This window comes from Sphingobium sp. JS3065, assembly GCF_026427355.1.
In the GTDB taxonomy this organism is placed as follows: Bacteria; Pseudomonadota; Alphaproteobacteria; order Sphingomonadales; family Sphingomonadaceae; genus Sphingobium.
The window spans coordinates 1,573,563-1,595,894 of the sequence record NZ_CP102664.1 but is presented as its reverse complement, the minus strand read 5'-3'; the positions used below and the strand labels follow the sequence as shown (position 1 = coordinate 1,595,894).

20 protein-coding genes are annotated in these 22,332 nt (G+C 61.7%); 8 read left to right on the top strand and 12 right to left on the bottom strand.

Going from position 1 to position 22,332, the window contains the following annotated elements; translation table 11 throughout:
- Positions 1-122: 122 nt before the first annotated feature.
- The 3 genes from NUH86_RS07625 to NUH86_RS07615 all read left to right on the top strand — a co-directional run bounded on the left by NUH86_RS07625 (position 123) and on the right by NUH86_RS07615 (position 3,753).
- Positions 123-1,394, top strand: a complete 1,272-nt coding sequence (locus NUH86_RS07625; protein WP_267251867.1) for an O-antigen ligase family protein — start codon at positions 123-125, stop codon at positions 1,392-1,394.
- Positions 1,395-1,566: 172 nt separating this feature from the next.
- Positions 1,567-2,775 (top strand): O-antigen ligase family protein, encoded by a 1,209-nt coding sequence (locus tag NUH86_RS07620; protein ID WP_267251866.1) that lies wholly within the window; start codon positions 1,567-1,569, stop codon positions 2,773-2,775.
- A gap of 3 nt (positions 2,776-2,778) precedes the next feature.
- A complete protein-coding gene (locus NUH86_RS07615; RefSeq protein WP_267251865.1) occupies positions 2,779-3,753 on the top strand; it encodes a glycosyltransferase in 975 nt (324 codons plus the stop codon).
- A gap of 77 nt (positions 3,754-3,830) precedes the next feature.
- Here NUH86_RS07615 and NUH86_RS07610 read toward each other — a convergent pair whose 3' ends face one another.
- The 3 genes from NUH86_RS07610 to NUH86_RS07600 all read right to left on the bottom strand — a co-directional run bounded on the left by NUH86_RS07610 (position 3,831) and on the right by NUH86_RS07600 (position 7,117).
- Positions 3,831-4,586, bottom strand: coding sequence for a glycosyltransferase family 25 protein (locus tag NUH86_RS07610; RefSeq protein ID WP_267251864.1), 756 nt, complete (start codon positions 4,584-4,586; stop codon positions 3,831-3,833).
- A gap of 53 nt (positions 4,587-4,639) precedes the next feature.
- Entirely contained in the window at positions 4,640-6,118 is a 1,479-nt protein-coding gene (locus NUH86_RS07605; RefSeq protein WP_267251863.1) for a lipopolysaccharide biosynthesis protein, read from the bottom strand.
- Between the two features lie 96 nt (positions 6,119-6,214).
- On the bottom strand, positions 6,215-7,117 hold the full coding sequence (locus NUH86_RS07600; RefSeq protein WP_267251862.1) for a glycosyltransferase family 2 protein: 903 nt from the start codon (positions 7,115-7,117) through the stop codon (positions 6,215-6,217).
- Between the two features lie 215 nt (positions 7,118-7,332).
- Between NUH86_RS07600 and NUH86_RS07595 the strand changes: the two genes are divergently transcribed.
- The gene (locus NUH86_RS07595; RefSeq protein WP_267251861.1) at positions 7,333-8,412 is read left to right on the top strand and encodes a glycosyltransferase family 2 protein; all 1,080 of its coding nucleotides are present in this window, start codon (positions 7,333-7,335) and stop codon (positions 8,410-8,412) included.
- Between the two features lie 3 nt (positions 8,413-8,415).
- Here NUH86_RS07595 and NUH86_RS07590 read toward each other — a convergent pair whose 3' ends face one another.
- On the bottom strand, positions 8,416-9,126 hold the full coding sequence (locus NUH86_RS07590) for a transglutaminase-like cysteine peptidase (RefSeq protein ID WP_267251860.1): 711 nt from the start codon (positions 9,124-9,126) through the stop codon (positions 8,416-8,418).
- Positions 9,127-9,410: 284 nt separating this feature from the next.
- On the opposite strand from NUH86_RS07590, the gene NUH86_RS07585 reads away from it, so the two are divergent.
- The 4 genes from NUH86_RS07585 (at position 9,411) to NUH86_RS07570 (ending at position 14,000) form a co-directional block, all read left to right on the top strand.
- Complete coding sequence (locus NUH86_RS07585; protein ID WP_267251859.1) at positions 9,411-10,616, top strand: cell wall hydrolase; 1,206 nt, start codon at positions 9,411-9,413, stop codon at positions 10,614-10,616.
- Positions 10,617-10,781: 165 nt separating this feature from the next.
- The gene (locus NUH86_RS07580; RefSeq protein WP_267251858.1) at positions 10,782-11,174 is read left to right on the top strand and encodes a hypothetical protein; all 393 of its coding nucleotides are present in this window, start codon (positions 10,782-10,784) and stop codon (positions 11,172-11,174) included.
- Position 11,175: 1 nt separating this feature from the next.
- Entirely contained in the window at positions 11,176-12,576 is a 1,401-nt protein-coding gene (locus NUH86_RS07575) for a hypothetical protein (RefSeq protein WP_267251857.1), read from the top strand.
- Between the two features lie 89 nt (positions 12,577-12,665).
- Positions 12,666-14,000, top strand: a complete 1,335-nt coding sequence (locus tag NUH86_RS07570; protein WP_267251856.1) for an O-antigen ligase family protein — start codon at positions 12,666-12,668, stop codon at positions 13,998-14,000.
- Here NUH86_RS07570 and NUH86_RS07565 read toward each other — a convergent pair.
- The 8 genes from NUH86_RS07565 to NUH86_RS07530 form a co-directional block, all read right to left on the bottom strand.
- Positions 13,946-14,539 (bottom strand): hypothetical protein, encoded by a 594-nt coding sequence (locus NUH86_RS07565; RefSeq protein WP_267251855.1) that lies wholly within the window; start codon positions 14,537-14,539, stop codon positions 13,946-13,948. The two genes, NUH86_RS07570 and NUH86_RS07565, sit on opposite strands and share 55 nt — an antisense overlap.
- A gap of 40 nt (positions 14,540-14,579) precedes the next feature.
- On the bottom strand, positions 14,580-16,739 hold the full coding sequence (locus tag NUH86_RS07560; RefSeq protein WP_267251854.1) for a GumC family protein: 2,160 nt from the start codon (positions 16,737-16,739) through the stop codon (positions 14,580-14,582).
- Between the two features lie 18 nt (positions 16,740-16,757).
- Complete coding sequence (locus tag NUH86_RS07555; RefSeq protein ID WP_267251853.1) at positions 16,758-18,044, bottom strand: outer membrane beta-barrel protein; 1,287 nt, start codon at positions 18,042-18,044, stop codon at positions 16,758-16,760.
- A gap of 64 nt (positions 18,045-18,108) precedes the next feature.
- Positions 18,109-18,552: a hypothetical protein gene (locus NUH86_RS07550; RefSeq protein WP_267251852.1), complete on the bottom strand. Its 444-nt coding sequence runs from the start codon at positions 18,550-18,552 to the stop codon at positions 18,109-18,111.
- A 168-nt stretch (positions 18,553-18,720) separates the two neighbouring features.
- A complete protein-coding gene (locus NUH86_RS07545; RefSeq protein ID WP_267251851.1) occupies positions 18,721-19,284 on the bottom strand; it encodes a polysaccharide biosynthesis/export family protein in 564 nt (187 codons plus the stop codon).
- Between the two features lie 135 nt (positions 19,285-19,419).
- Entirely contained in the window at positions 19,420-20,229 is an 810-nt protein-coding gene (locus NUH86_RS07540) for a glycosyltransferase family 4 protein (protein ID WP_267251850.1), read from the bottom strand.
- A 179-nt stretch (positions 20,230-20,408) separates the two neighbouring features.
- Positions 20,409-21,758, bottom strand: a complete 1,350-nt coding sequence (locus NUH86_RS07535) for an IS1380-like element ISSp1 family transposase (RefSeq protein ID WP_013039775.1) — start codon at positions 21,756-21,758, stop codon at positions 20,409-20,411.
- A gap of 100 nt (positions 21,759-21,858) precedes the next feature.
- Positions 21,859-22,332: a hypothetical protein gene (locus tag NUH86_RS07530; protein ID WP_267251849.1), complete on the bottom strand. Its 474-nt coding sequence runs from the start codon at positions 22,330-22,332 to the stop codon at positions 21,859-21,861.

Genomic DNA, 22,332 nt, shown 5'->3' with positions numbered 1-22,332 from the left:
GGGATTGGCATATTTTCTGTGCCGCAATGACACCCAGCCGCGGCTTCATGGTTTTTGAACGGTTTACCATATGGCGGTGACCCGTTAACTGCGATCTTCAGGGTTCTGCTGAAGGGGGGCATGTGGCAATTTCAGCTAGCGCGAAACGAACCCTGCCGTTTGGCGCCTTGGTCGTCCCCCTCATGATCGCCCGCCCATCGTTGGACAATCTGTTCGGGATGGTTCGGTTGCCGGTCGGCGGCGCTTCGCTCAGTCCCGGCTTCCTGTTCAATATCTTCATGGTGCTGGTGGCCGCGGCGTTGGCCGGCCATGCATTGCTGGTGAATCGCGCGCAGCAGCGATCGGTGCTGGCGGTGGCCTGCGTCTGGGGGCCGTTCCTGCTGGCAAGCGCGATGGCCGCCTCCTACTCGCCGGTGCCGGTCGACGCCCTCCAGACCCTGTTCAATTTCCTGACCTACAGCGCGGTGGCGTTCCTGGGACTGATCTATGGTCCGGGTCTTGGCCGGTCCGGATTGACGATCGTCGTCGCGCTGTCCGGCGTGGTGCCGGTCTTTTTCGGGCTGGGGCAGGTCGCTTTCGGAACGGCGGGGGACAGGCTCGCCTCGACCTTCGACCATCCCAATATTCTCGCTTTTTTTTGCCTGCTCTACATATCTTTCCTGTTTCACGCGCAATTGAACGGATATGTGCGCAACCGCGCGGCGGGCGCGGTGATATGGGGATTGATCGGGTCCGCCTTCGTCGCGCTCCTCTTCACCGGCACGCGGTCGGCCTATGTCACCGTCTTCCTGTTTCTTCTGTGCTATTCGGCCCTGCGAAAGCCGCTCCTGGTTCTTCCCCTGTTGCTTTTGCCGCCGCTGGCTTTGCTCATTCCGGCGGTGTCTGATCGCGTGGCGGATGCGTTGGCTGGGTCCAGTCCGGTCAGCTACGATTATTTCGTAAGCACGATGCGCGGCGACGTGTCGGATTCGGGAGCATTGATTCTCGATTCCGGAACATGGCGTCGATATCTCTGGCAGGCCGCATGGCCCTGGATCGAGCAGCGCCCCCTGTTCGGATATGGTCTGGCGTCATTTCAATCCTATTCGCGCAGCTTTTTTCCGCTCAGTTCGGAGGAAGGCAATCCGGCCCATAACGTCTATATTCAACTGCTGTTCGAGGGCGGCTATATCCTGCTCTGCGCATATATCTTGATGTATGCGCAAATCATCGCGAAACTGGTATCGAATATCAAATATGCCAAATATGATGTGATTTACTGCGCAATCGTCATTTTGTCTTTTCTGATAACGGCCATGTTCGATAACATGATATTCTATCTATCGATTAACGTTCTTTTCTGGTTTATCATTTTTTCTCTTATAGGGTTGGGCCATCGTTCCGAACAGGACTAGCGGCCGGAAGTATAGACCGGTTCGGGCAAAAGCCTGGACGGGCGATGTGTCAGTCTTTGCCAAAAGGAAGAATGTGGCGATTACAGCATATCATAGGGATGGAAAGCCGCCTTTCAGTTCCGTGATGATTCCGCTCATCATCGCGCGTCCATCGTTGGACAGGCTATTCGGAATGGCCCGCTGGCCGTTTCCAGAGACATTTTTCAGTCCGGGATTTCTGGTCAACAGCATCATCGTGTTTTCGGCGGCTGTCTTGATCGGCCACGCGCTGTTGGTAAATCCATCGCGGCAACGGGCCGTGTTGACGGCGTCGGTCGTATGGGGACCGTTCCTGCTGGGAAGCGCCATAGCTGCGGCCCATGCCCCGGTCGCGATCGATGCCATCCAAATCCTGTTCAATTTCCTGACTTACAGCGCCATCGCCTATATCGGATATGTCTATAGTGCTGATCTAAGCCGCAGGTCATTGACCGCCATTGTGGCGTTGTCCGGGGTGATTCCGATATTGTTCGGACTGGGGCAAGTCGCGCTGGGCATGGCGCCCGCCCGGCTTTCATCCACCTTTGCGCACGCCAACATTCTGGCCTTCTTCTGCTTTATATATATTTCTTTTCTTTTTCACGCCCAACTCAGCAACTATTTGCGTTCATTCCCGGAAAAAGCCGCTGTTTGGGTTTTGATTGCGGGGGCCATGGTGGCGTTGTTGCTCACCGGCACTCGCTCCGCCTATCTTTCCACCTATTTATTCCTGTTATGCTACTCCGGCTTGCGCAAGCCTTCCCTTATATTGCCCCTTCTTCTTTTGCCTCCGATGGCGTTGCTCATTCCGGCGGTGGCCGATCGGATCAACGATGCGCTATCGGGCACTTCCCCTGTCACCTACGATTATCTGGTGAGCGCCATGCGCGGCGACGTCGCCGATTCAGGACCGCTGACGCTCGATTCCGGGACTTGGCGCCGATATCTCTGGGAAGCGGCATGGCCGTGGATAGAGCAGCACTGGATAGTCGGCTACGGCCTTGGATCCTTCAAATATTATTCGCTGGATTTCTTCCCGCTCAGCGCGGCGCGCGGAAGTGGCGCTCACAATATCTATATGCAGATATTGTTTGAAGGCGGTATCATCCAGTTGATGTCATATTTATTTTTGATATTTTCGATGATTTTTGTTCAATTATCGAACAAAAATCTGAATAGATTCGATAAGATTTATTGTATCTTGCTAATATTTATGTTTTCCGTAGCGTCATATTCCGACAATATGTTGTACTATTTATCGGCTAATCTCTCCATCTGGTTCATCATATCTGCCATGTCGAATATCAAAAATGACGCGCCGCCCCTTCCGATCAGGCGACCAACATCCATGCACAGGGCTTAATCGATGATCAGGATCGCGACTTCAATCTGGAGCGATGAAGCCGTCTGGCGTTCTACCAAGCTTATCGATCGGCGAAATATCGGGCTTGCGCGATATCTTTGGCGCATATGGAAAGGGGCGGGACAGTGCGATGTCCTGATTCTCAATGGCGCCTTGGGATGGCCCGACCGATATTGTGACTTGCTGGCCGCATTGGTCGTGAAGTTGAGGGTTCGCAGGCCCTGGGTCGTTCTGACCGACTGTACCTGGGAGATGGGAAGCAGGGCGCTGGCCCGGAAAATGCCCATGCTTGCATGGCTGTGGCCCAGATTGTCGCGTTTCATGATTGCCCGGCTCGATCATCGCAAGGCAATCTATTGCGTCCTTTCCTCGGACGAAAAAAAGAATTTCGGGAAGAATTGGCGTGTCGATCCGTCGAGAATCCATTTCACGCCCTTCTGCAACACCTTGTTCGATGTGGGGGATGAACTTCCGTCCGAAGACTATGTCTTTTCCGGCGGAAACTCTCTGCGGGACTATCCATTGCTGATCGAGGCGTTTGAGAAAGTGCCCAACTCCTTGAGAATTGCGTCTTCGTTCAAGGCGATGGACCTGCCCGCCAACGTCGTTTGCCGGCCCTTGCCTCACCAGGCCTATATGGAAGAGCTTCGCCGGTCCGGCATCGTGGTCGTCCCGTTACAACCCAGCCAACGTAGCGCGGGGCAGCAGACATATTTGAATGCCATGGCTTTGGGGAAATTGACGATCATCAACGACGTGATGGGCGTTCGCGATTATGTGGAACATGGTGTCACGGGGCTGATCGTGGATAGCACGCCCCAGGCTATTGCGGACGCCATCATTTGGGCCGGGGATGAAAATAGCCATGCGGCCGTCGATAATATTCGATCCGCCGGTCGAATAGCCGCTCGCGAAAAATTTGGATTGGCGAACTATCTGGCTTCCATAAAGGAGGTTGCGCAGGGGGTCGCCCGCTGATGTTTCCGGCATGAATTTCGCATCGCGTCGCAAGGGGCGCCGGACGGGAAATAGCGACCAGGTCCGGATGCTGAAGGTCAGGCCGTTCCCACCCTTCTGGCATATCGTTTAAGTGTTCGAATGACGGAAACCAGATGCCGGGGCATGAGGCGGCCGATTTTGGAGGCGCCCGAAATATCCGAATGGGAGGGCCGTTGAAAACCCAGTTTCGGCCAAGCCAGATAGGTCTGTAGTTCGGGGTTGAGGCGCCGGAACCGGGAATAGCCGCTGTCAATTCCCTTCGGCGCGTCTTTGCCAGCTTCCAGGTCCAGCAGATATTGGTCCAATGTCGCGACCAATCGCTCCAATATGGCGCGGTTGAAACCGACGAAATGCGCTCCCAAAAGCCATTGATCGCAATGGTCGATGTGGATGAAGGGGGATGCCGAATCGGGTTTGTCGACCAGTTCATGGCCACCATAGAATATCGACCATGGTTTTTGCGCCAGGCTCTCAAGGGCGTTGGCCAGCTTGCCTTCGATGCCGGCGACGAAATCGCAGTCATCCTCGAAGATCAGGATATTGTCCTTACCGTTCAGGGCCTCCCTCAATATCTCCACATGGCTGTGCCAGCAGCCTCGCGCCCCTGTCAGCGGAAAGGGGCCGGGGTCGGAAAATTGGGCCGCCTCGTAAAACCGGACCGGGCCATCGGCGGTGATCTCCAGGCCGATCTTCGCAAATTCCCTGGTTATTTCACGCCGCCGATCCGCTCGCGACGCCAGGTTGATGATGCGGATGGCGCCGAAATGTTTCAGCAATTCCTGTCCCACGGACCGCTGGAGCGTTTCGTTCATAAAATTCTTCTCCAAGTCGTAAATCGCGAGGACTGTATGATAATCATGGGCGATCAGTTGCGATCCTGCCGCAGCCCCAGCCGCCCAGCCGAATGATCCAGCAGCACGCTGCGCGCAATCCTCAACAGTTCCCGCCCAGGTTCGGAGGCGAGTTGCGCCGCCAGCGCCGCCAGATAGGAAATGGCCACCAGGCTCAATATGCGGGCCAGTCCCGCAATCTCGACGGGCAGCAGCCCATCGACGATCCAGCAGGCGGCTGCACACCCGGCGGTGACGATATGCAAGCGTGCGAAGTCGCCGAACTTGACCGGCATATTCCGGGCGGCCAGCCCGAAGAGCAGGGGCGAACGCGCTATCTCTCCAATGAAATAGGCCATGGCCATGCCCACCGCACCCCAGAATATGCCGATGCCGAATCCCAACACCACCGTAGCCGAAGCGAACAATCCCCAATTCATCATCCTGCGCGACTGTCCCGATGACATGAACAGCCATGGAACCGTCTCGTTGATCAGCAGAAACGGCGTTGCGGCGGACAGCCAGCTGAAGATGGGCGCGGACGCATGCCATTTTTCGCCCAGCAGGAAGCCGACCGTTTCATGGGCGCTCATCGAACAGGCGATGATGCCGGGGATCACCAACGCCGCCATGCCCTGGACAAACAGCAGATAGGCCCGGCGATAGCGCTCCGGCTCCTCCCGCGTGCGGGCCAGGACCGGCAGCAGGTTGCGTGACAGCGGGGCGCAGATATTTTGCAGCGGCTGGAACATCAGCCGGTAGGCCCGGTCATAATAGCCGAGCGTCTGGCCGCCCCAGACACGGGCCAACAGGACATTATCGATGTTGCGGGTGACGAAGGTCGCCATGCCGAACACCGACACGCCGCCTCCGAAACGGACCATCGGCGCGATGCTGCGCCATTTGAAGGTGAGCCGTGGCCGCCACCGTTCCGCCGTCATGAATCCGATCACGTTGACGATCGTGGCCGCCAGGACCCCGATCAACAGCGCCCAATAGGTCCGCATCACGAAAACCGCGACGATGGTGACGACAAAGCCCGTCACGCTGCTGGCGATATCCACCAGGCTCTGCGCATGAAACCGCAAATGGCGATTGAGCAATGCGTTATAAAGCGGATTGGGCGCCGTCGCCAATATCAGCAGGCTCGACGCCGCGACCAGAGGCCCGACCGCATCGTTCCGGTAAAATAGCGATGCGAGCGGCGATACGATGACCAAAATGGCCGATATCACCGCGCACATCAGGATATTCATCCAGAAGAGGGACGATATCTGATCGTCCGACACGTCCTTCGCCTGAACGATGGCATGGTCGAAGCCGATATTCTGGAACATCATCGCCAGGCCGACGATGGGCGCCGCCATGGCGTAGATGCCATAATCGGCCGGGGGCAATATGCGGGAGGCGATGATCACCAGCCCCATGCCGGAACCGATGCGGATCAGTTGCGCGACGGCTGTCGACCCTATGCCCCCGGCGACCTTTCGCCCGTAACCCCCTTCATTCAGCAAGGATCGTCTCCCATAAGGCGCAATATATGATGCGCCACGGTCATTCGCGTCTGGAGCCCGGTTGAAGATGTCATGCGGGTTCCAATGGCTGCCCTCCTACCGTTGCTGCTTGCCTCTCGTTTCCATCTTCAGTTTCAGGCCTGTCCATAGAAGATGCAGGGAAGACCGCCTCAAAGTCCGGGGATGGGGATTGATCAGGTTGCGGACGGCGGGCGCAAATGCACCTTTGGAAGTGTTGGCGAAATAGACTTTCGTCTGGGCGAGATGAAAGGATTGGAACCGCCGCATCTGGCGCGCGGAACCTTCGTCCATGCGCGCGATGATGCGCGCATATAATTTTTCATGGCCTTTGACGACGGACTGGACGTTGCGGGATATGCGTTCATTGCCGTCGAAATAATAGCGGGTGAGGGGAAGGGCGCTTATCCTGATGGCGCCATGATCGCGGAGTTTGATCCACAAATCCCAATCCTGGCAACTGGGAAGGGTTTCGTCGAAGCCTCCCGCCGCGTTGAAAGCTTCGCGACGGATCAGCGCCGCGGAGCAGCCGCCAAGGCAATTGGTGAAGATCAGATCGGCAGGATCGACCATTTGCCCGGCGAACTTCGTCGTCGTCCGTCCGTCAGGATTTTCGAACAGCGTGTCGGTGAAGACGGCGCAAACATTGTCATCGATGAGTTCGAACTGTTCGCGAAGCTTTTCCGGATCCCATGCATCGTCCGAATCGAGCAGGGCGATCCATTCCCCCTTCGCCGCGTCGACGCCGATATTGCGCGCGCGGGGCGCGCCGCCCCGATCCTTCAGGGTGATGAGGTGGATCGGCAGCTTCCCATCCATCTGCGCCCGCACGGCCGCGACGGTCGCGCCGTCGTCGTCTGAGCCATCGTCGACGACGATGATCTCCACCGGGCGCAGGCTTTGCGCCTTCACGCTTTCGATCGCCCGCCCGATCACGGCGGCGCGATTGCGCGCCGGAATAACGACCGAGATCGTCGTCATGAACTGGAATCCTGTTTCTTTTGGCCCCGCCGCCGCGTCAGGGTGCAGACCCGACCGCATTGCAGCATCAACTATGCGAAATGATACTGCGAACGTCCATAGTTTCTTTATGACGAATTGCTACCGGGTCTCATCAAGGATATAAAAATTCCGTATTTCTTCACTAATCCTGCCGTATCTTTTGCCGATTTCAAAGGTTCGGCCCGGGGAAAGCAATGGCGCGCGTCGATGTAATAATGCCGGTTCGCGATGGCGAAGCCTATATCGGCGAAGCTGTTCGTTCGGTCATCGCGCAGACCGAGCGGGACTGGCGGCTCATCATCCTCAATCACGCATCCGGGGATGGGACAGCGGGGATCATCGATCGGCTGTGCCGTGAGGACGCCCGAATCCAGACCGTGGCCTTTGGCCCGGAAATGACGGTGTCCGACGTCCGGAATGCAGGTCTCGCCTTGTGCGATGCGCCATTTTCCATGATGCACGATGCGGACGATGCCTCCCTGCCGGGGCGGATGGCGCTGCAACTGGCGCTGCTGGAGGCCCAGCCCGGCCTCGTGCTCGCGGGGGGAAGTTATCATATCATGGACGGGAACGGCGCGCTCCTCTCTTCGCGCACATTGCCCTCCGACCCCAGGCGCCTGTCCACCGCTTACCTGTTCAGCAACCCGGTCGCGCATCCGACGGTCATGCTGCGGACAGGCGCGTTCAGCGATCTTGGCCTGCGCTATGGCCGGTCCGAACTGGCCGTCCGCTATGGGATCGCCCCTATGGAGTTGACGAATTTCGCCGAAGACTATCTCCTGTTCGGGCAACTGGCGGTGCTGGGACTGTGCGGCAACGTCCCTGTTCCAGTCCTCCGCTATCGCAGGCATGCAGGCGCGACGAGCGTCATGAATTTCGACCGGCAGATGGAATTGTCCGCCGATATATCCCGCCATTTGATGGAACTGGTCGCCGCGCATCATGGCGTGAGCTGGCACGATCCAGTGCCGTTCTGCAATCATGGCGGGCGGCTTTACAGCGATGCTTCCCCGCAGGATCTGGCGGCGCGCTGGACGGAAATGGAGGGGGCCATCCTTGCGGCCTTCGGCGATGCGCCGGGCGTCCGTAGGGAATTGGCCTTTCGCCGGGTGCTGGCGACACGCAGGCTGCCCCTGACGCTCGCCCGCTTCGCCCGCTTCCTGACACGGCATAGGCCCGACAGCGATGAGGCTGAGACGATGAGGAATATCGTCAAGGATTTCGTCACCCGCAAACCGGCGATGACGGCGCCGCTGATGCACGCGGCTGCATGATCCTTACACCCGGGCGCTGACCCACGTCATCTGGTCGCCCGTGGACTGGATGCTGATCCAGCTATAGTCGGTCCGGTCGGCGCGGCGGACCCAGGGGGTGCTGCTGTCCAGCACCATGTCGCCTTCGTCGGTGCGCGCCACCAGCACCGTGTGCAGGCCGGTCGCGGCGGAAAATACCACCGCGAAGCTGACATCGGCCGGGTCGAAGCCCCTGACCAGCAATTGATAGCGTTTCTCGATCGCCAGATCCTCACAATCCCCGACCGCCTGCGGGCCGATGCCGCTTCGCGTCCAACGTTCGGCTTCGGCATAGATTTCCATGTCGGGGCGCTGGCGGACCCGGCTGTTGACCAGATTATTGACCTCTTTCAGAAGCGCGGCCTTGCGTCGGCTATCGGTCGATTTCAGCCTTTCGACCGGCGCCGCCGCCTCGCTGCGAGCCTGTTGCGTCGGCCAGAGGGGCTTTGCGCTCAGCCCCGCGGTCGGCATGAGCGCGAAGGCGGTCGGCACGCCGGTTTCGTCCGCCGCATCACCATGGCCTCGCGTTCCGCAGAAGCTCTTGTCGGTGCCGCACATGGCGACGAAGCCGCGGGGCGGTTCCACCGGTGCGCCCCTGGCGATGAAGACCGGGGGACTCGTCCGCGCATGAACGGGCTGCGCGGCAAGGGCAACAAGGCCAATGGTGGAAACAGCGAAGAATAGCTCTGAACGCACGAAACCCCCTTGTCGAAGGAGGTTTATCTAAGATTAAGTCGATTTCTTCCTAATTGAAGGAAATAGTTTATTGTAAATTCACCATAGTATCTGCGTAATTACTTGGTTATCTCGTAGTAAAATAATGAAGTTATCTTTGAATTAACTATGTGTAATAATCGGACGCCTCAGTCTCCACAAAAAGTTCGCATCCGCAGCAAAATCGGTCTAGCGAAGCGCGGCGGCCAATATGTCCGGCAGGGGGATTGGGGCATTCAGGGCCGTTGAAGGGGGTATGCGTCGCGATGCGGTTTGATCTGCCAGCCCTTATCCGCGTGCCTGTCCGCGCGCCGCGTTTGCCGGTTCGTGGGACGAATTGGCTGATGCTGCTGTCCATGATCGCGGCGGTGGCGCTTGCCGGTCTTGTGGTCAGCGACTGGTCGCCATGGGCGATGCCGTCGGCGGTGAAGGTCCAGCCATTATCGTCCGCCCCGCCGGTGCCGGTGGTGGAACCGGTCATGAATTTGGATGTTGCGCCTGACCGGGCACGCCGGATCAACGCGCTGATTCCTCTCGCCACTGTCCCGAATCCGGCGGCAAAACCCTTCCGCTTCGCGGGCACGGCGGAGGATGCGGCCAGCGCGCAGGCCTGCTTGGCCGCGGCGGCCTATTATGAGGCGGGCGATGATCCGCTGGGCCAGGCGGCGGTGATTCAGGTCATTCTCAACCGCATGCGGCACCCCGCCTTCCCCCATTCGATTTGCGGGGTGGTGCTTCAGGGGGCGGAGCGGGCGACCGGATGCCAGTTCAGCTTCACCTGCGACGGATCGCTGAAGCGGCGCTCTCCTTCGCCCGCGGCTTTATCGCTGGCGCGGGCGACGGCCAATCTGGCCATGAACGGCAGCGTTTTTGCGATGGTGGGAAACGCCACCCATTATCATGCCGACTATGTGGTGCCGCAATGGAGCGGTGCGATGGACAAATTAATGGTGTTCCATAGCCATTTGTTTTTCCGCTGGCGCGGACCCGCCGGTGAAGCGCGCAATTTTACCGGGCGATATGCGGGGCGGGAAGCGCCGGCAATGCTGGCCCGCTTCATGGCGGCGACCCCCGGTCAGGCAGGCGGCGTCTCGGTCGCGGCGGAGGGTGCGCCGCTGGCCGCCGCGCCCTCTACCGTCGCGGTGGCCAGCGGCGATGTGATTCGATCCGACGACTGGCGCGGCATCTATTATGCTTATTTCAATCCGGCGGACTATCCGGGCCATTTCGCGGTGAAGGCGGTGGAAATATGCGCCCGACGCAAGACATGCAGCGTCTATGGCTGGGATGCGGTCGCGCAGGTGCCGGTCGCCGTGACCGAGGCGCGTCCCGCTCATATCCTCTTCATTTACAGCAAGGCGCCAGGAAGAGCCGATCTGGTACAATGGGATTGCCAGCGCATAGCACGCGAAAATCCCCGGCAATGCCTGTCCGGAACGGTGGCGTCAGTGGATTTGCCGGAAAAATCCTGATTTTTCTTGGCTGTTATACCCATGAAATAATGCTGTCCTACAGGCTTTACCCTGGAGCATAGGCTGTCTTCTCATCGCCGAGGAGGAGGGTTCATGTCAAAATTTAACCTATTTGGGAAATAAGGGCTGATTGCCGCCCTGCTGCTGTTGCCGTCATGGCCAGCCATGGCGCAGAAGGTGGAGGTGCCGGGCGGCTATGCTCCCTTGTCGGCACCCTGCTCGGTCCAGGCGGACGGCAGTTGCCGTCCGCTTTCGGCGGACGCCCCCTTGCCGGTCGCACCGCCGCAGGAGCGTCTGGTCCTGGTGTCGGGCAATGAAGCCGCGGCGGCCCGCACCGTCCTTGGCGGCCGTTATATCCTCAGCCAGTCGTGCGGCGCCTATGGGTCGCTCATCCTGCGCTATCGGGGCGCGGATGGCGCGACGATGCTGCCGCTGGTGACGAAGGGCGCGTCGGACACGACCACCGGCACGTCCGTCTATCTGGGCAACGCCGCCGTGGTGGATGCCGCCATTTCCGGTACAACGGGCTGCAACGCCATTTTGTCGAAGGTTCCCTGACATGATCAGAAAGATGATGGCGCTGATTGCGCTTTCCGCTCTTCCCTGTTCGGGGATGGCGCAGGATGTCGATGCTGCCCGCCCGGCCGAAATGGCGCAGGCGAACGCCGAATGGACATCCCAGCCCGCCGACGGCGACAAGGCGCCCGGCGTCGGCGGGCGTATCGACCAACGCTATCGCATCGGGCAGGCGAATGCCGTGCTGGCGTCCTTCGATCTCGTCTCGCGCCTGTCCGGCAGCCCGGCGGGCATTGCCGACGTGACGTCGGATGACGCGCTGTACGGCGCTTCGTCGCTGACCTTCACGCCGGGGTCCACCGCGACCACGCAGGTGCGGCCCACCGCCGCGCATGCACCGGTCGACGTGCGCGGACAGATCGTCCGATGGTGGGCGAAGGGGGGCCAGGACGTGAACGCCAGGCTGGGCACTTTCAGCATCCGCCTCTATTCGGCGGGTTCGCCGTTCAGCCCCGGCGCGAACTATCATGTCTATGCCGCCGCCGGGGACGTGAAGACCGCGCTGGGCAATGGCGACACGAGGTGGATGTCGTTCAGCGCTTCGCCCGCCGCCTTCACGGCGGTCGGGACTGGCGCCGACCTTTCGGCAATCGCCTTCGCGGTCATCGACATGGCGGCCGCGTCCACGACAAGCCAGATGATCCTGCGCTTCGGCAATGTGGAGGTCGTCCCCAACGGCATCGCCAAGGCGAAATTCATCGTCGCCTTCGACGACATGTCCCCCCTGACGGTCCAATATGCGTCGCGCGCCATGGCCCGATACGGCTTTCGCGGCGTGCTGTATCCCAGCAGCATGATCGCGCTGGGCCAGCCGGGCAAGCTGACGGTGCCGATGGTGAAGAATCTGCACGACAATCTGGGCTGGCAGATTGCGAGCCAGGCCTATTCCACGGAAAACAACGTCGGTGCGGGCGGCATCGACCTGATGACCAGCGACCAGCGCACGGCGGAAATGGCGAAGCTGCGCAATATGCACAATGCGCTGGGCCTGACGGGCGGCGCCCATGGCAGCTATTTCAGCAATGTCGGCGTGACCGACATGATCGCCTACCCCATGTTCCGTCAGCATTTCCGGTCGATGCGGGCCTATTATTTCGGCCCGGTCCCGCCGGAAACCTTCCCCTGGGGCGATCCCATGCGCATCAAGGCGCAGGGCGCGGGGGAATTTCAATATAATAGCGACGCGGATTTGTTCACCAATCGCTGGAAACCCTATATCGACAGCGCCATCGCCCAGAAGGGGGTCGCGTTCCTGGTGTTCCATGGCGGCCTGAACACGCCCGGCGTGAGCTGGCAGAGCAGTTTCGACGCGATGATGACCTATCTGGATGCGGAACGGGCCAATATCGACGTCGTCACCGTCGACGATCTGGAGATGCCCTGACGCGCGTGAATATCTTTAAATATCTTGGTGTTCGGCTTCGTCCGAATTAAGAGAACCCGCCGCCCGCATAGGCAGGCGGCGGGGGACTCATGACCAACAGATTGCCGCAGGCCGCGCTCATCATGCCGGCGATCCTTTTTTGCGAAATGCTGGCCCTGGGCGCGGATGGCCCCTTTCTGGGCGCGGTGGCGGCGGTGGCGGAAATCGCCGGGGCGATGATCGTCCTCTGGCTGTTGCGTCCGGGCATGGCTTTCTGGCGGGCCTTCTACATGCCGTTGCTGGCGGCGGCGGCGGCCTGGGCCTGGCTGGCGTCGGCGATGATGCCGGGGCCGGACATGTTCGGACGTGTCTGGGGCGCGCCCGACCTGCTGCCTTCCGCGCTGGCCCGCTTCCTTGGCGGATGCGCGGTCCTGCTGGCGTCGGCCGCGGTCGGCTGGCGGCGGCGGGGGTTGCGCCTTTCGATCGATTACTGGCTGTTGCTGGGCCTCATCCAACTGGCCGTCGCGCTGTTCCTGCGCCAATCCGACCCCAACAGCGTCTGGGGCGTCGACAAGGGATTCCTGCGCGATCGCTTCACCGGCACTTTCGTCAACGCCAATGCGGCGGGTTGTCTCTACGCCATGCTCGCCACCCTGGCCCTGGGGCGCGGCATCATGCTGTGGCGAAGCCGCTTCGCCCCGGCATCCCTGATGACGCAGGTGGTCGCGCCGGTCGCGCTGCTGGGTGGATTGGGCGCCTGCGCCATCACCGGATCGCGAACCGCGCTGGTCGCGGGCCTGGCGGTGCTGTTCCTGCTGGCGGTCCAGTTCGGCTGGACCGAATATCGGAACCGGGCGAAGGGGAATGCCGCGACCGTCTTTGCAGCCACTGCGATGGCGATCCTGCTGGTGTTGGCGCTGGTCGGCGAAAGCACGGCCGAACGGTTCAGGCAGGTCGACCAGGATAGCGGTCTGCGGGTGGAAATCTGGTCATTCTATGCGCGTCTGGCCGGGTCCGCACCGTTGGGGCACGGGCCGGGCGGTCTGGAGGACGCGGCCCTGCGCGCTTATGCATCGGTGAACGAAGCCAATATGCTGTGGTTCGTGAATTCCGCGCATGATATTTTCCTGTCGTTGATGATCAACGGCGGCTGGCCCTATCTGCTCCTGATGATCATGCTGACCGGAGCGTTGCTGTTCCCGTTGCGCCATCGGCAGGCCCGTGAACAGGGCGCTACGCTGGCGTCCGCCATCGGCGCGCTGGCCATCATGCTCGTCTGCTCCAGCGTCGACATCGCGCTCGACATGCCGGGCATGGCGGCCTTGGGCGCGATGCTGCTGGGGCTGGTATGGGGGGCGGCGGCAAGCGCCGTGCACGATGACCGCCGGAATCAGTCCGTGCCGGCGCGCAGCCGTGCGTCGACCAGCGGCGCGGCGGGGGTCTGAGCCACCAGCCCGCGCGCATAGCCGTAGGTATGATCGGTGGCGCGGGCGAGCCAGACCGTCTCGTCCACGACCCGCGACCGGATTGCCGGGTCCAGCAGGCGCCAGACCGACGCGGCATAGCGGATGCGCCACGGCGCGCTGCCGCGCAGGAAGGGCGCCGCCGAATAGCTGCGGCGCAGGGCGTCGAGGGTGCACGCCGCCTCCGGCCCGTCGCGCAGCATCGCAAGATAGGTGGCGCTGACCTCCGCCTCGCCCCAGGCGGGGCGCGCTGCGAGGGCATGACCCATGTCCGCCGTCGCCAGCCTTAGCAACGCCGCAGCCTTGCCCGGTTCCGCCGCCGCCGCATGGGCGCGCATGATCCCGCGAAACAGCGCGCTGCGCGGCGGCAGGGCTTCGGAAGGACGGTTGGAATCGATCACGTCCTGATATCCGGACAAGCCGCCCGCCTGCCGGACTGAAGCAGCCTTCGTCCGCATCACGTCATATTCCACCGCCAGCATCCGTCCGGCGAAGACCAGGCAAGCCGCCAACACTGTCATCGCCGCTCCCGTCAGGATCAGGCCGCCGCCCGCTCCGCCCTTATTCGGAGAGGTAGTAATGCGAATATTTCCGCGAATAGTAGAGGGCGCCATAGGCCTCTTCCCCCGCGTCGACCATGGAGAAGATGGCCCCGGCCAGCCGCGCATCGTCATTCATCAGCCAAGACAGCGACGTCTTCACCGCATTGGCCGGCGTATCGCCCCATTTGACGACCAGCACCACCGCGTCGGCCAGCAGCGCCACGGTCCGCGCGTCCGCCAGGCCCAGCAGGGGCGGGGTATCGATGATGATCCGGTCGTAGATGCGCGATTGGGTGTCGATCAGGTCGCGCATCTTCCTGCCGCTGAACAGATCCTCGGCCAAGAACGAAGTCGATGCGACCGGCAATATATCCAGCCCGGCCACCGCGTCCTGGACGATGGCGTCCTCGGCCGGCAGATCGCCGGTCAGTATTTCGACCAGCCCCCGGTCGACTTCGATCCCCGCAGCCTCCCGCAATCCGGCACGGCGCAGGTCGGTATCGATCAGCAAAACCTTCTCGCCCGCCATGGCGCATATGCGGGCAAGGGTCAGCGAACTGCTCGTCTTTCCTTCGTCCGGCAGGCTGGAAACGATGGTGATGACCCGCATATCGGCATTGTCGCGGCCCAGCAGCGACCGGCGCAGCACGCGATAGGATTCCGCATAGGAACTCATCGCCTTGTTGATGAGGGTCGCGGGCGCCGAACAGGGCTGCCCATTCGCATCGCGCAGCTTGCCTGAATCGATGCGCGGGATGCTGGCCAGCACGGGCACCCCCAACCGTTCGAGATCGGCCACGCTATACAGGCCCTTGGCCAATATTTCGCGCATCAGCACGGTCCCGCTGCCCGCCGCGACGGCGCCGAAGAAGGCCAGCACCAGTAACAGCTTGCGATTGGGCGATGTCGGCTTTGCGGGCGGCACCGCCGTTTCGATGACCTGCGCCTGGGTCAGCGCGCTGCGCGCCACCTGGTTCATACCCTGCGCCTGTTCGGCCAGCTTGTTATAGGCTGAGTGCGCGGCGTCGGCCTGGCGCTGGAACGTGTCGGCCATGACGCTGGCGCGCGTATCCGTCGATTGCTGTCCCCGCAGACGGGCCATGTCCCCCCGCAGGCTCGCCGCCCTTGCGCTCGCCGCATTGGCTTCGCTGATCAGGCCGCCGATGATGCGGTCGGCCTCATCCTTGATCTGCGTGTCCAGCGCCCGCACCTGCTCGGTAACCTTGACGGATTCGGGATGCTTGGGGCCATAGCGGGACGTGACCTCGCCCTGCCGCTGGATCACCTGCGCCCGCTGCGAGCGGAGATCGGCGATGACCTGGGAATTGAGCACGGCCGACACGGCATCCAGCCCGCCCGAAGCGACCTGCGCCCTGGCGGCGGCCAATTTGGCGCTGGCCGCTGCCGCTTCCGACTGCGCGGTCGCCAATTGGGAGGCGAGCGGCGCGATCTGCTGGTCGGTGACGCTGGTGTCGCCGCCGCTGACGATGCCGGCGGTGGCGCGATATTGCGCCAGCCGCGCATCGGCCTTCACCGCCTGGTCGTTCAGCGTCGCCAGCCGCTGGTCCAGATAGCTGGTTTCGCGTGACGCGGTGCCCGTGCGCCGCCCGACGCTGTAGGCGATATATTCGCTGGCGAAGGCGTTGGCGATCGCCGCCGCCGTCTTGGGTTCCTTCGCGGTATAGCCGACATTGACGATATAGGTCATCTTGTCGCGCGCGGTGTCCAGATTGCCGAGCAGCCTGTCGGCCAGCGCGGTTTCGAACTCCTCGCGTTCACGTGCCGTCGGCCGGGAGGGAAGGGGATCGAGGCCCTTGCTGAATTCCGGATTCCTGTCCAGCCGGAGTTCGCGGACCACGCCGATCGCGATGTCGCGTGATCGCATGACGTTGACTTCGGTGTCGAAGATATTCTGGTCCGGCCGCTCGTTTCCGCTCATCTGCCCCAGGGCCGCGTTGGCCGAAGGATCGATCTTGACCCGCGCCGTCGCCGAATATTTCCACGGCATCATCAGGATCAGCGCCGTGGCGACTATGAAGGTGACGATGAACACGATCGCGAATGTGCGCCAGCGCCGCCGGAACATGCCGATGACTGCGCTATTGAGCGAGGATATTATCCCCGAAGCGGAAGCGTGGGCGGTGATGTCCGCATTCGGTACGCCGGTCTGATCCAACATTCTGATGGCCCTATGCGGTTAAGGGTGTACCGAAATGCCGGCAAGCATTCGGAATTCCGAGAGTGTGGGGCCATTGCCGGTGGCGAAATCGCTCTTGCGCCGAGCGTAGGACAGGTCCAGCTTCGCGCTGATCAGGCGGTTGGTCAGATAGGTCGCCCCGCCCGACAGGCGCGTGACCCTGGCCTTGCCGTCAAAGCCGAAAAACTTGTCTTCCGACAGAGAGGCGCTGGCGTTCAGCAACAGGTTGCGCAGCAGTTCATGATCGGCCCGGACCGCGCCCATGGTGGTGAAGAAACCACTTCCGCTCGCCGAGGCATCCTGAATTTCCCGCGAACCCGTCAGGGTGATCGTTGTCAGTTCGGACAGGAAATATTCGATCCTGCCGTCGAATGAAAAGCCCTTCACATCCCGGTAGAGGGCGGAATTGAACTGGCGATCGATATAGCCCATGCCGAACGTGCCGCGCACCAGGGCCGCGATATCCAGCGTGACGCCGCCCAACAGCCGATATTCCTTGGAATCGCGGTTGTCGACGCCCGGCGCCAGCACCTCGTCATATTCCGTGTCGGTATAGGTGACCTGGCCGAAAATGCCGGTATCGGGCGTCACGCCATATTCAAGCTGGACCGCGCCGCTGGCGATCCTGCGGTCGCGATTGTCCTGGGACAGGGATGCGCCCGCCAGCGTGTCGACGGACCGGAAATCATAATCCGCATAGGTGCCCGACGCGACGACCCTGAACCGGGCGAAGCGGGCGTCCGTCAGGAAGCGCGCCTGGCTCCGCTGATAGGGGGTGGGGCTGCGGACGTCGGTGATGGCGGCGCCCGAAAATTGCGATTCGAACAGGCGCGCCGTGTCGACGCCCAGATTGAAGGTCAGGCTGCTGCCGGCGTCATAGCGGCCGCGCGCCGCGACCTGCCAGCCATTCTGGTCGCGCGGCTTTTCCGTCGCATAGCGGACCAGATTGCCGCTGCCCTCGACCTGAAGGCTGTTTCGCGACCAGTTGGACCGGGCCAGGACGCGGGGCGCGGCGCTGACGAAGAAATCGCCCAGCCTGTTGTCCTGCGTCTGGTACACATTGTCCGAATAGCCGGGCTGAATATCCAGCGCCGGGAAAATGGTGAAGCCGCCCGCGGGCAGGCCGACGGGGTTGGTTTCCGGGCGCGCCCGTTCCGTCACGCTCACATTCCGGCCCCGGTCATATATGATCGGAACGACGGTATCGATCGTCGACTGCGCCATGGCGATGGCGGGAAGGATGGCCGCGCCGATGGCGACGATGGACGAGCAGAAACGAAAGGTCATGATTGGCCTTTTCCAAGTTCGCGATCATCGATTGACGGGATGATGGCGTTCAGGCTGGATGCGATCAGTTTTGCGGCGTGTAGCTTGCGCCCGTGCCGCCGCCGCCGACGCTGGGTCCGGCCGCCAGCGACGCCGCGCTGCCCGACAGGATACCCCCGGTGCCCGCCAGCCCGCGCCGCAGCGAGGCGATGACCGCGGCAACGGCGGTTTCGACCTTCCGGGGCTTGTTCTTGCGCGCCGCGATGAATTCCAGCGCCGCCAGATTGACGTTCATCGGCTGTTGCTGCTGGTCGATGGTGAAGGTGATGGCGGCCTCCACATCCTGGGCGGTGGCCGTCGCGGGCAGGGCGGCGACGGCGGCGTCGATGCTGCCGATCAGCTTTTCCACGGCGGCGGCGTCCGGTTCGGTGGCGGCGGGGGTCTGCCCGTTCACCGGCATGGTGGCCAGCGAAGCCGGGACGACGGAAAGCAGCGCGGCAATCATCGCGCCTTTTTTCTGGACACTCATGAATATTCCCCCCTTTGAACAGTCAGAGCATTTTCATCACGAGGCCGTTGACGGTCGGCGGCCCGGAAAATGCGGCACACAAAATAAAGGAGTGCTTCCACGCAATGTGGAAACCCTCAACCTCCCCCAAGAAAACAGTTATGAAATCGCCAATTGGAACCTGACGATTCAAAAGAAACGTTCGCCGATCCGGACCGTGTCTCCTGGAAAGATCTGAAGGTCAGGCGTCAGCTTGATTTCGCGTTCGACAACTTCGTCAAAGCGCTTGATGTAGATTTTCCGCTTATTGGCACGATAGGTGAAACCTTCGGCGCGGGCGACCGCGTTGAATATCGTCAGCCCGCTGGAATAGGGATATTCGCCGGGCTTGGACACTTCCCCCAATATGTAGAAGGGGCGATAGCTCAACACATCCAGGCTGACGCGCGGTTCCCGCAGGTAGCCGTCGGCCAGCTTGGCCTCGATATCCTTGGTGATTTCCCTGGGACTGCGGCCGATCGCCTTGACCTCGCCGATCAGCGGCAGCGACAGCCCGCCGCCGTCGCCGACGGTGAACTCGCCCGACAGCGTCTCCTCATTGAAGACGATGATCCTGACCTTGTCGGCGACGCCCAGCTTGTAATCGGTCAGCGTCGATGCCGCCGCCGCGTCATCCGTGGCCGATACCGGCGCCGCGCCGGCAGCTTCCGGAGCAGCCGCCTGCGCAAGACAGGGTAAAGCGAATGCAATCATGCAGGCAATAATAATCTTCGGCATATATCGTCGGATACACAAATCGTTGCTCCGCGACAATTGAAATGCTTACAAAAGGATAAAAACGTTCACAAATCTTTGATCCCTGGACTTGAAAATGGTTAATTTACCTGCTCACGCGCGCTCGATTTCCGCGCGCGCCAACCATTCATGTTGAAAGGAGGCTTCCGCATGGCCGAGTGATTCGGCGAAGTGGACCCGAAGCTTTGCGGCTTCCCGCTGCGCATCATGCTGTTCGCGCACGATCCGCCGTCCTTCCTCGCCCATCGCGGCCAGCGCCGCCGGCTCCGCGGTCGCGCAATCCCGCATCGCCCCGGCGATGGCGTCGACCGAACCGGGCGTGAAGAGCCAGCCGGTCCGGCCGTTGATGACCAGGTCGGCCAGCGCGCCGACATTGGTGGCCAGCACCGGGCGAGCCAGGGCGAAGGCCTCCATCACGACGATCGGCAATCCTTCGGCGAAACTCGCCATCAGCAGCGCGCGGGCGTTCGCTATATGGGTCCGCACCTGATTTTCATCGGCCCAGCCGGTGATCTTCACCGCATCGTTCAGCCCCAGCCGCATCATCGCCGCTTCGATCCGCCCGCGCATCTCGCCGTCGCCGACCAGCGTCAGCGTGGCCGGAATCCCGCCATCGCGAACCCGGGCGAGGGCTTCGAGCATCAGGAGATGCCCCTTCTCGCCGCTCAGACGCCCGACGCTGACGAAGTGCGGGGCCGTGGCGGGCGGCGTCGGTTCGACCTCCAGAAATTCACGGGACAGGCCGCAATGCACGACGCTGATCTTGTTCCAATGGCGCGGATCGCACCAGCGATATAATTGGCTGGCGCAAAAATGCGTGATGGCGATCACGAAGGCGGCCTGTTCGATCTTCGTCCCCAGATGCAGGCCGATGGGTCGGTCGAACTCGTCCGACCCATGCACCGTGCAGCTAGCCTCTCTTATTCACGACGCTCGGTTTCGGGCCCGCTCTGGGCATTTGCTGCGGCTGGCTGTATTGCGCGGACGACCGGCATCGCTGGCGTTTGTTTCACCGCATTCGGATTGATGGGCTTTTCGGGTTGAAGGGCTGGGCTCGGAGTTCTGCGGCGCTGCCGCATGGGCTACGTCGGCGCAGGCTTCAGCCGGAGAACGAGGGCGCGGAACAGGTCGGCATCCGGACAGGCGGAAGCGAAGGCAATGCGGATGCGGCTAGCACTTTCTACGACGCGCGCAGCGACCTTGAGCAGCCGCAGGCGCAAGGTGGTAAACTCCGCGCTTGCCAGAGCAGCGGTCCTGGGCATCGCCTGCTGGATGCGCCATAGCAGCCAGTATGCGGCAGTGTGCAGTATCAGGCGCATCTGATTGGCATTGGCCGAGCGGCACGAGGTTCGGTCGCTGGCGAGCTGGGACTTGTGGCGCTTGATCAGGTTCTCGGCCTGACCACGCGCGCAGTAGAGCGTGTCGTAGATGTGCTCGGCCGATCCTGTTGCCAACGAGGTGACGACATAGCGGATGTCCATGCCCAGCGTGCTGGCCTCGATCCGTGCAACGACGCGACGCTGGCACTTCCAGGTCTTTGCCCCATAGCGGGTCTCGGCATAGTTGCGCAGGACGGGACACTGACGCTGGGCGCGCTTGACCGCGCAGGCATCGGCGACCGCAACAATGGCGGGATCGGCGCGCAGCGCTGAATTGGTGGGCAGGCCGAACACGTAATCGACGCGGGCCGCATCGCAGTAGGCCATGACCTCGGGTCGACCATAGTGCCCGTCGCCGCGGATAGTGATGTGGGTATCGGGCCAATTACGGCGCAGGTGACGCACCAGGCGTCGGATGTGCCCCGCCGCCTCCTTTCCAGAAGGCGTCTTGCCTGTGCGCAGCAGCATGGCCACCGGCCTGCCGGTCGCGGTGTCGTAGATATGGATCGGTAGGAAGCAGCGCTCCCCATGATGCCCGTTCCAGAACGAGAGCTGTTGATAGCCATGCACGACGTCGCACGTGTCGTCGATATCCAGCGTGACCGCTGTCGGAGGGGCGGGATAGCTGGCGCAGTAGATGTCGATCATCGCGGCCATCATGCTGGCCAGTTCGCGCGTAGTCGGTGCATTTTCCCACCGGCTCATCGTCGGTTGGCTGGCCAGCCCCGCGCCCGATTCCGGCAGCTTGCCGAGCGCCAGGCGGAAGCCTGGATCGTCGCGCAGAGCATCGAGATCATCGGCATCCTCATAGCCGCACGCAATCGCGAACACACGGGCACGCAGAATGTCATCCAGGCGATGGATCACCCGCGCTGGATCGCGCGGATCGGCAATACAAGCCGCCAGGCGCTGGCAAATCCCCATCGCGCGCTCGGCCTGTGCAAGCAGTAGAACACCGCCATCCGAGGTAAGCCGGCCACCGTCGAACGCAGCTGTGATTTTCTTGCGGCCGACTGCTGGGAATCCAAATGAGCTTGCGATATCATCGTTCATGGCGGGTGTGGCCCGTGGCATTTTCTGCCCTGCGGCAGGTTCGGCTTAGACACCCAGTTCCTAATTCAGATCAGAGGCTTACGCCACTCCCGCCAACCCTTCAGGACACTTTTGGTGAATAAGGCGGGCTATAGGGTATGCCGGCCAAAGTCGCGGCGACCATCGCGACTTCCGCGGCATTGGTGCCGAAATGGGCATGGAGTTGCCGGACGCCGGTGGCCATGGCCTGCCGCGCCAGCAGGGCCGCTTCCACAAAGCTGATCAGGTGCAGCGGGATCGACCGGTCAGTCTTCGGCATCATCCGCATGGACAGCCACAGCCCCTTCATCCACCGTACCGGATGGGTGACCAGCAGGATCATCGCGGCCGCCAGCATCGGCAATGGGCCGCGCCGCAGAATATAGCGCGTCCGGTCCCGTTCCGATGCGTCGGCGGGATCGGCGATGTCTGCGTCCCATCCCCTCAGCGCCCAGCGTTCGACCGTCACGCCCGCCGCCTCCAGCGCCAGTATTTCCCGCCGGATGAACGTATGGCTCACCTTGGGATATTGGTTGGTGAAATATCCGACGATCAT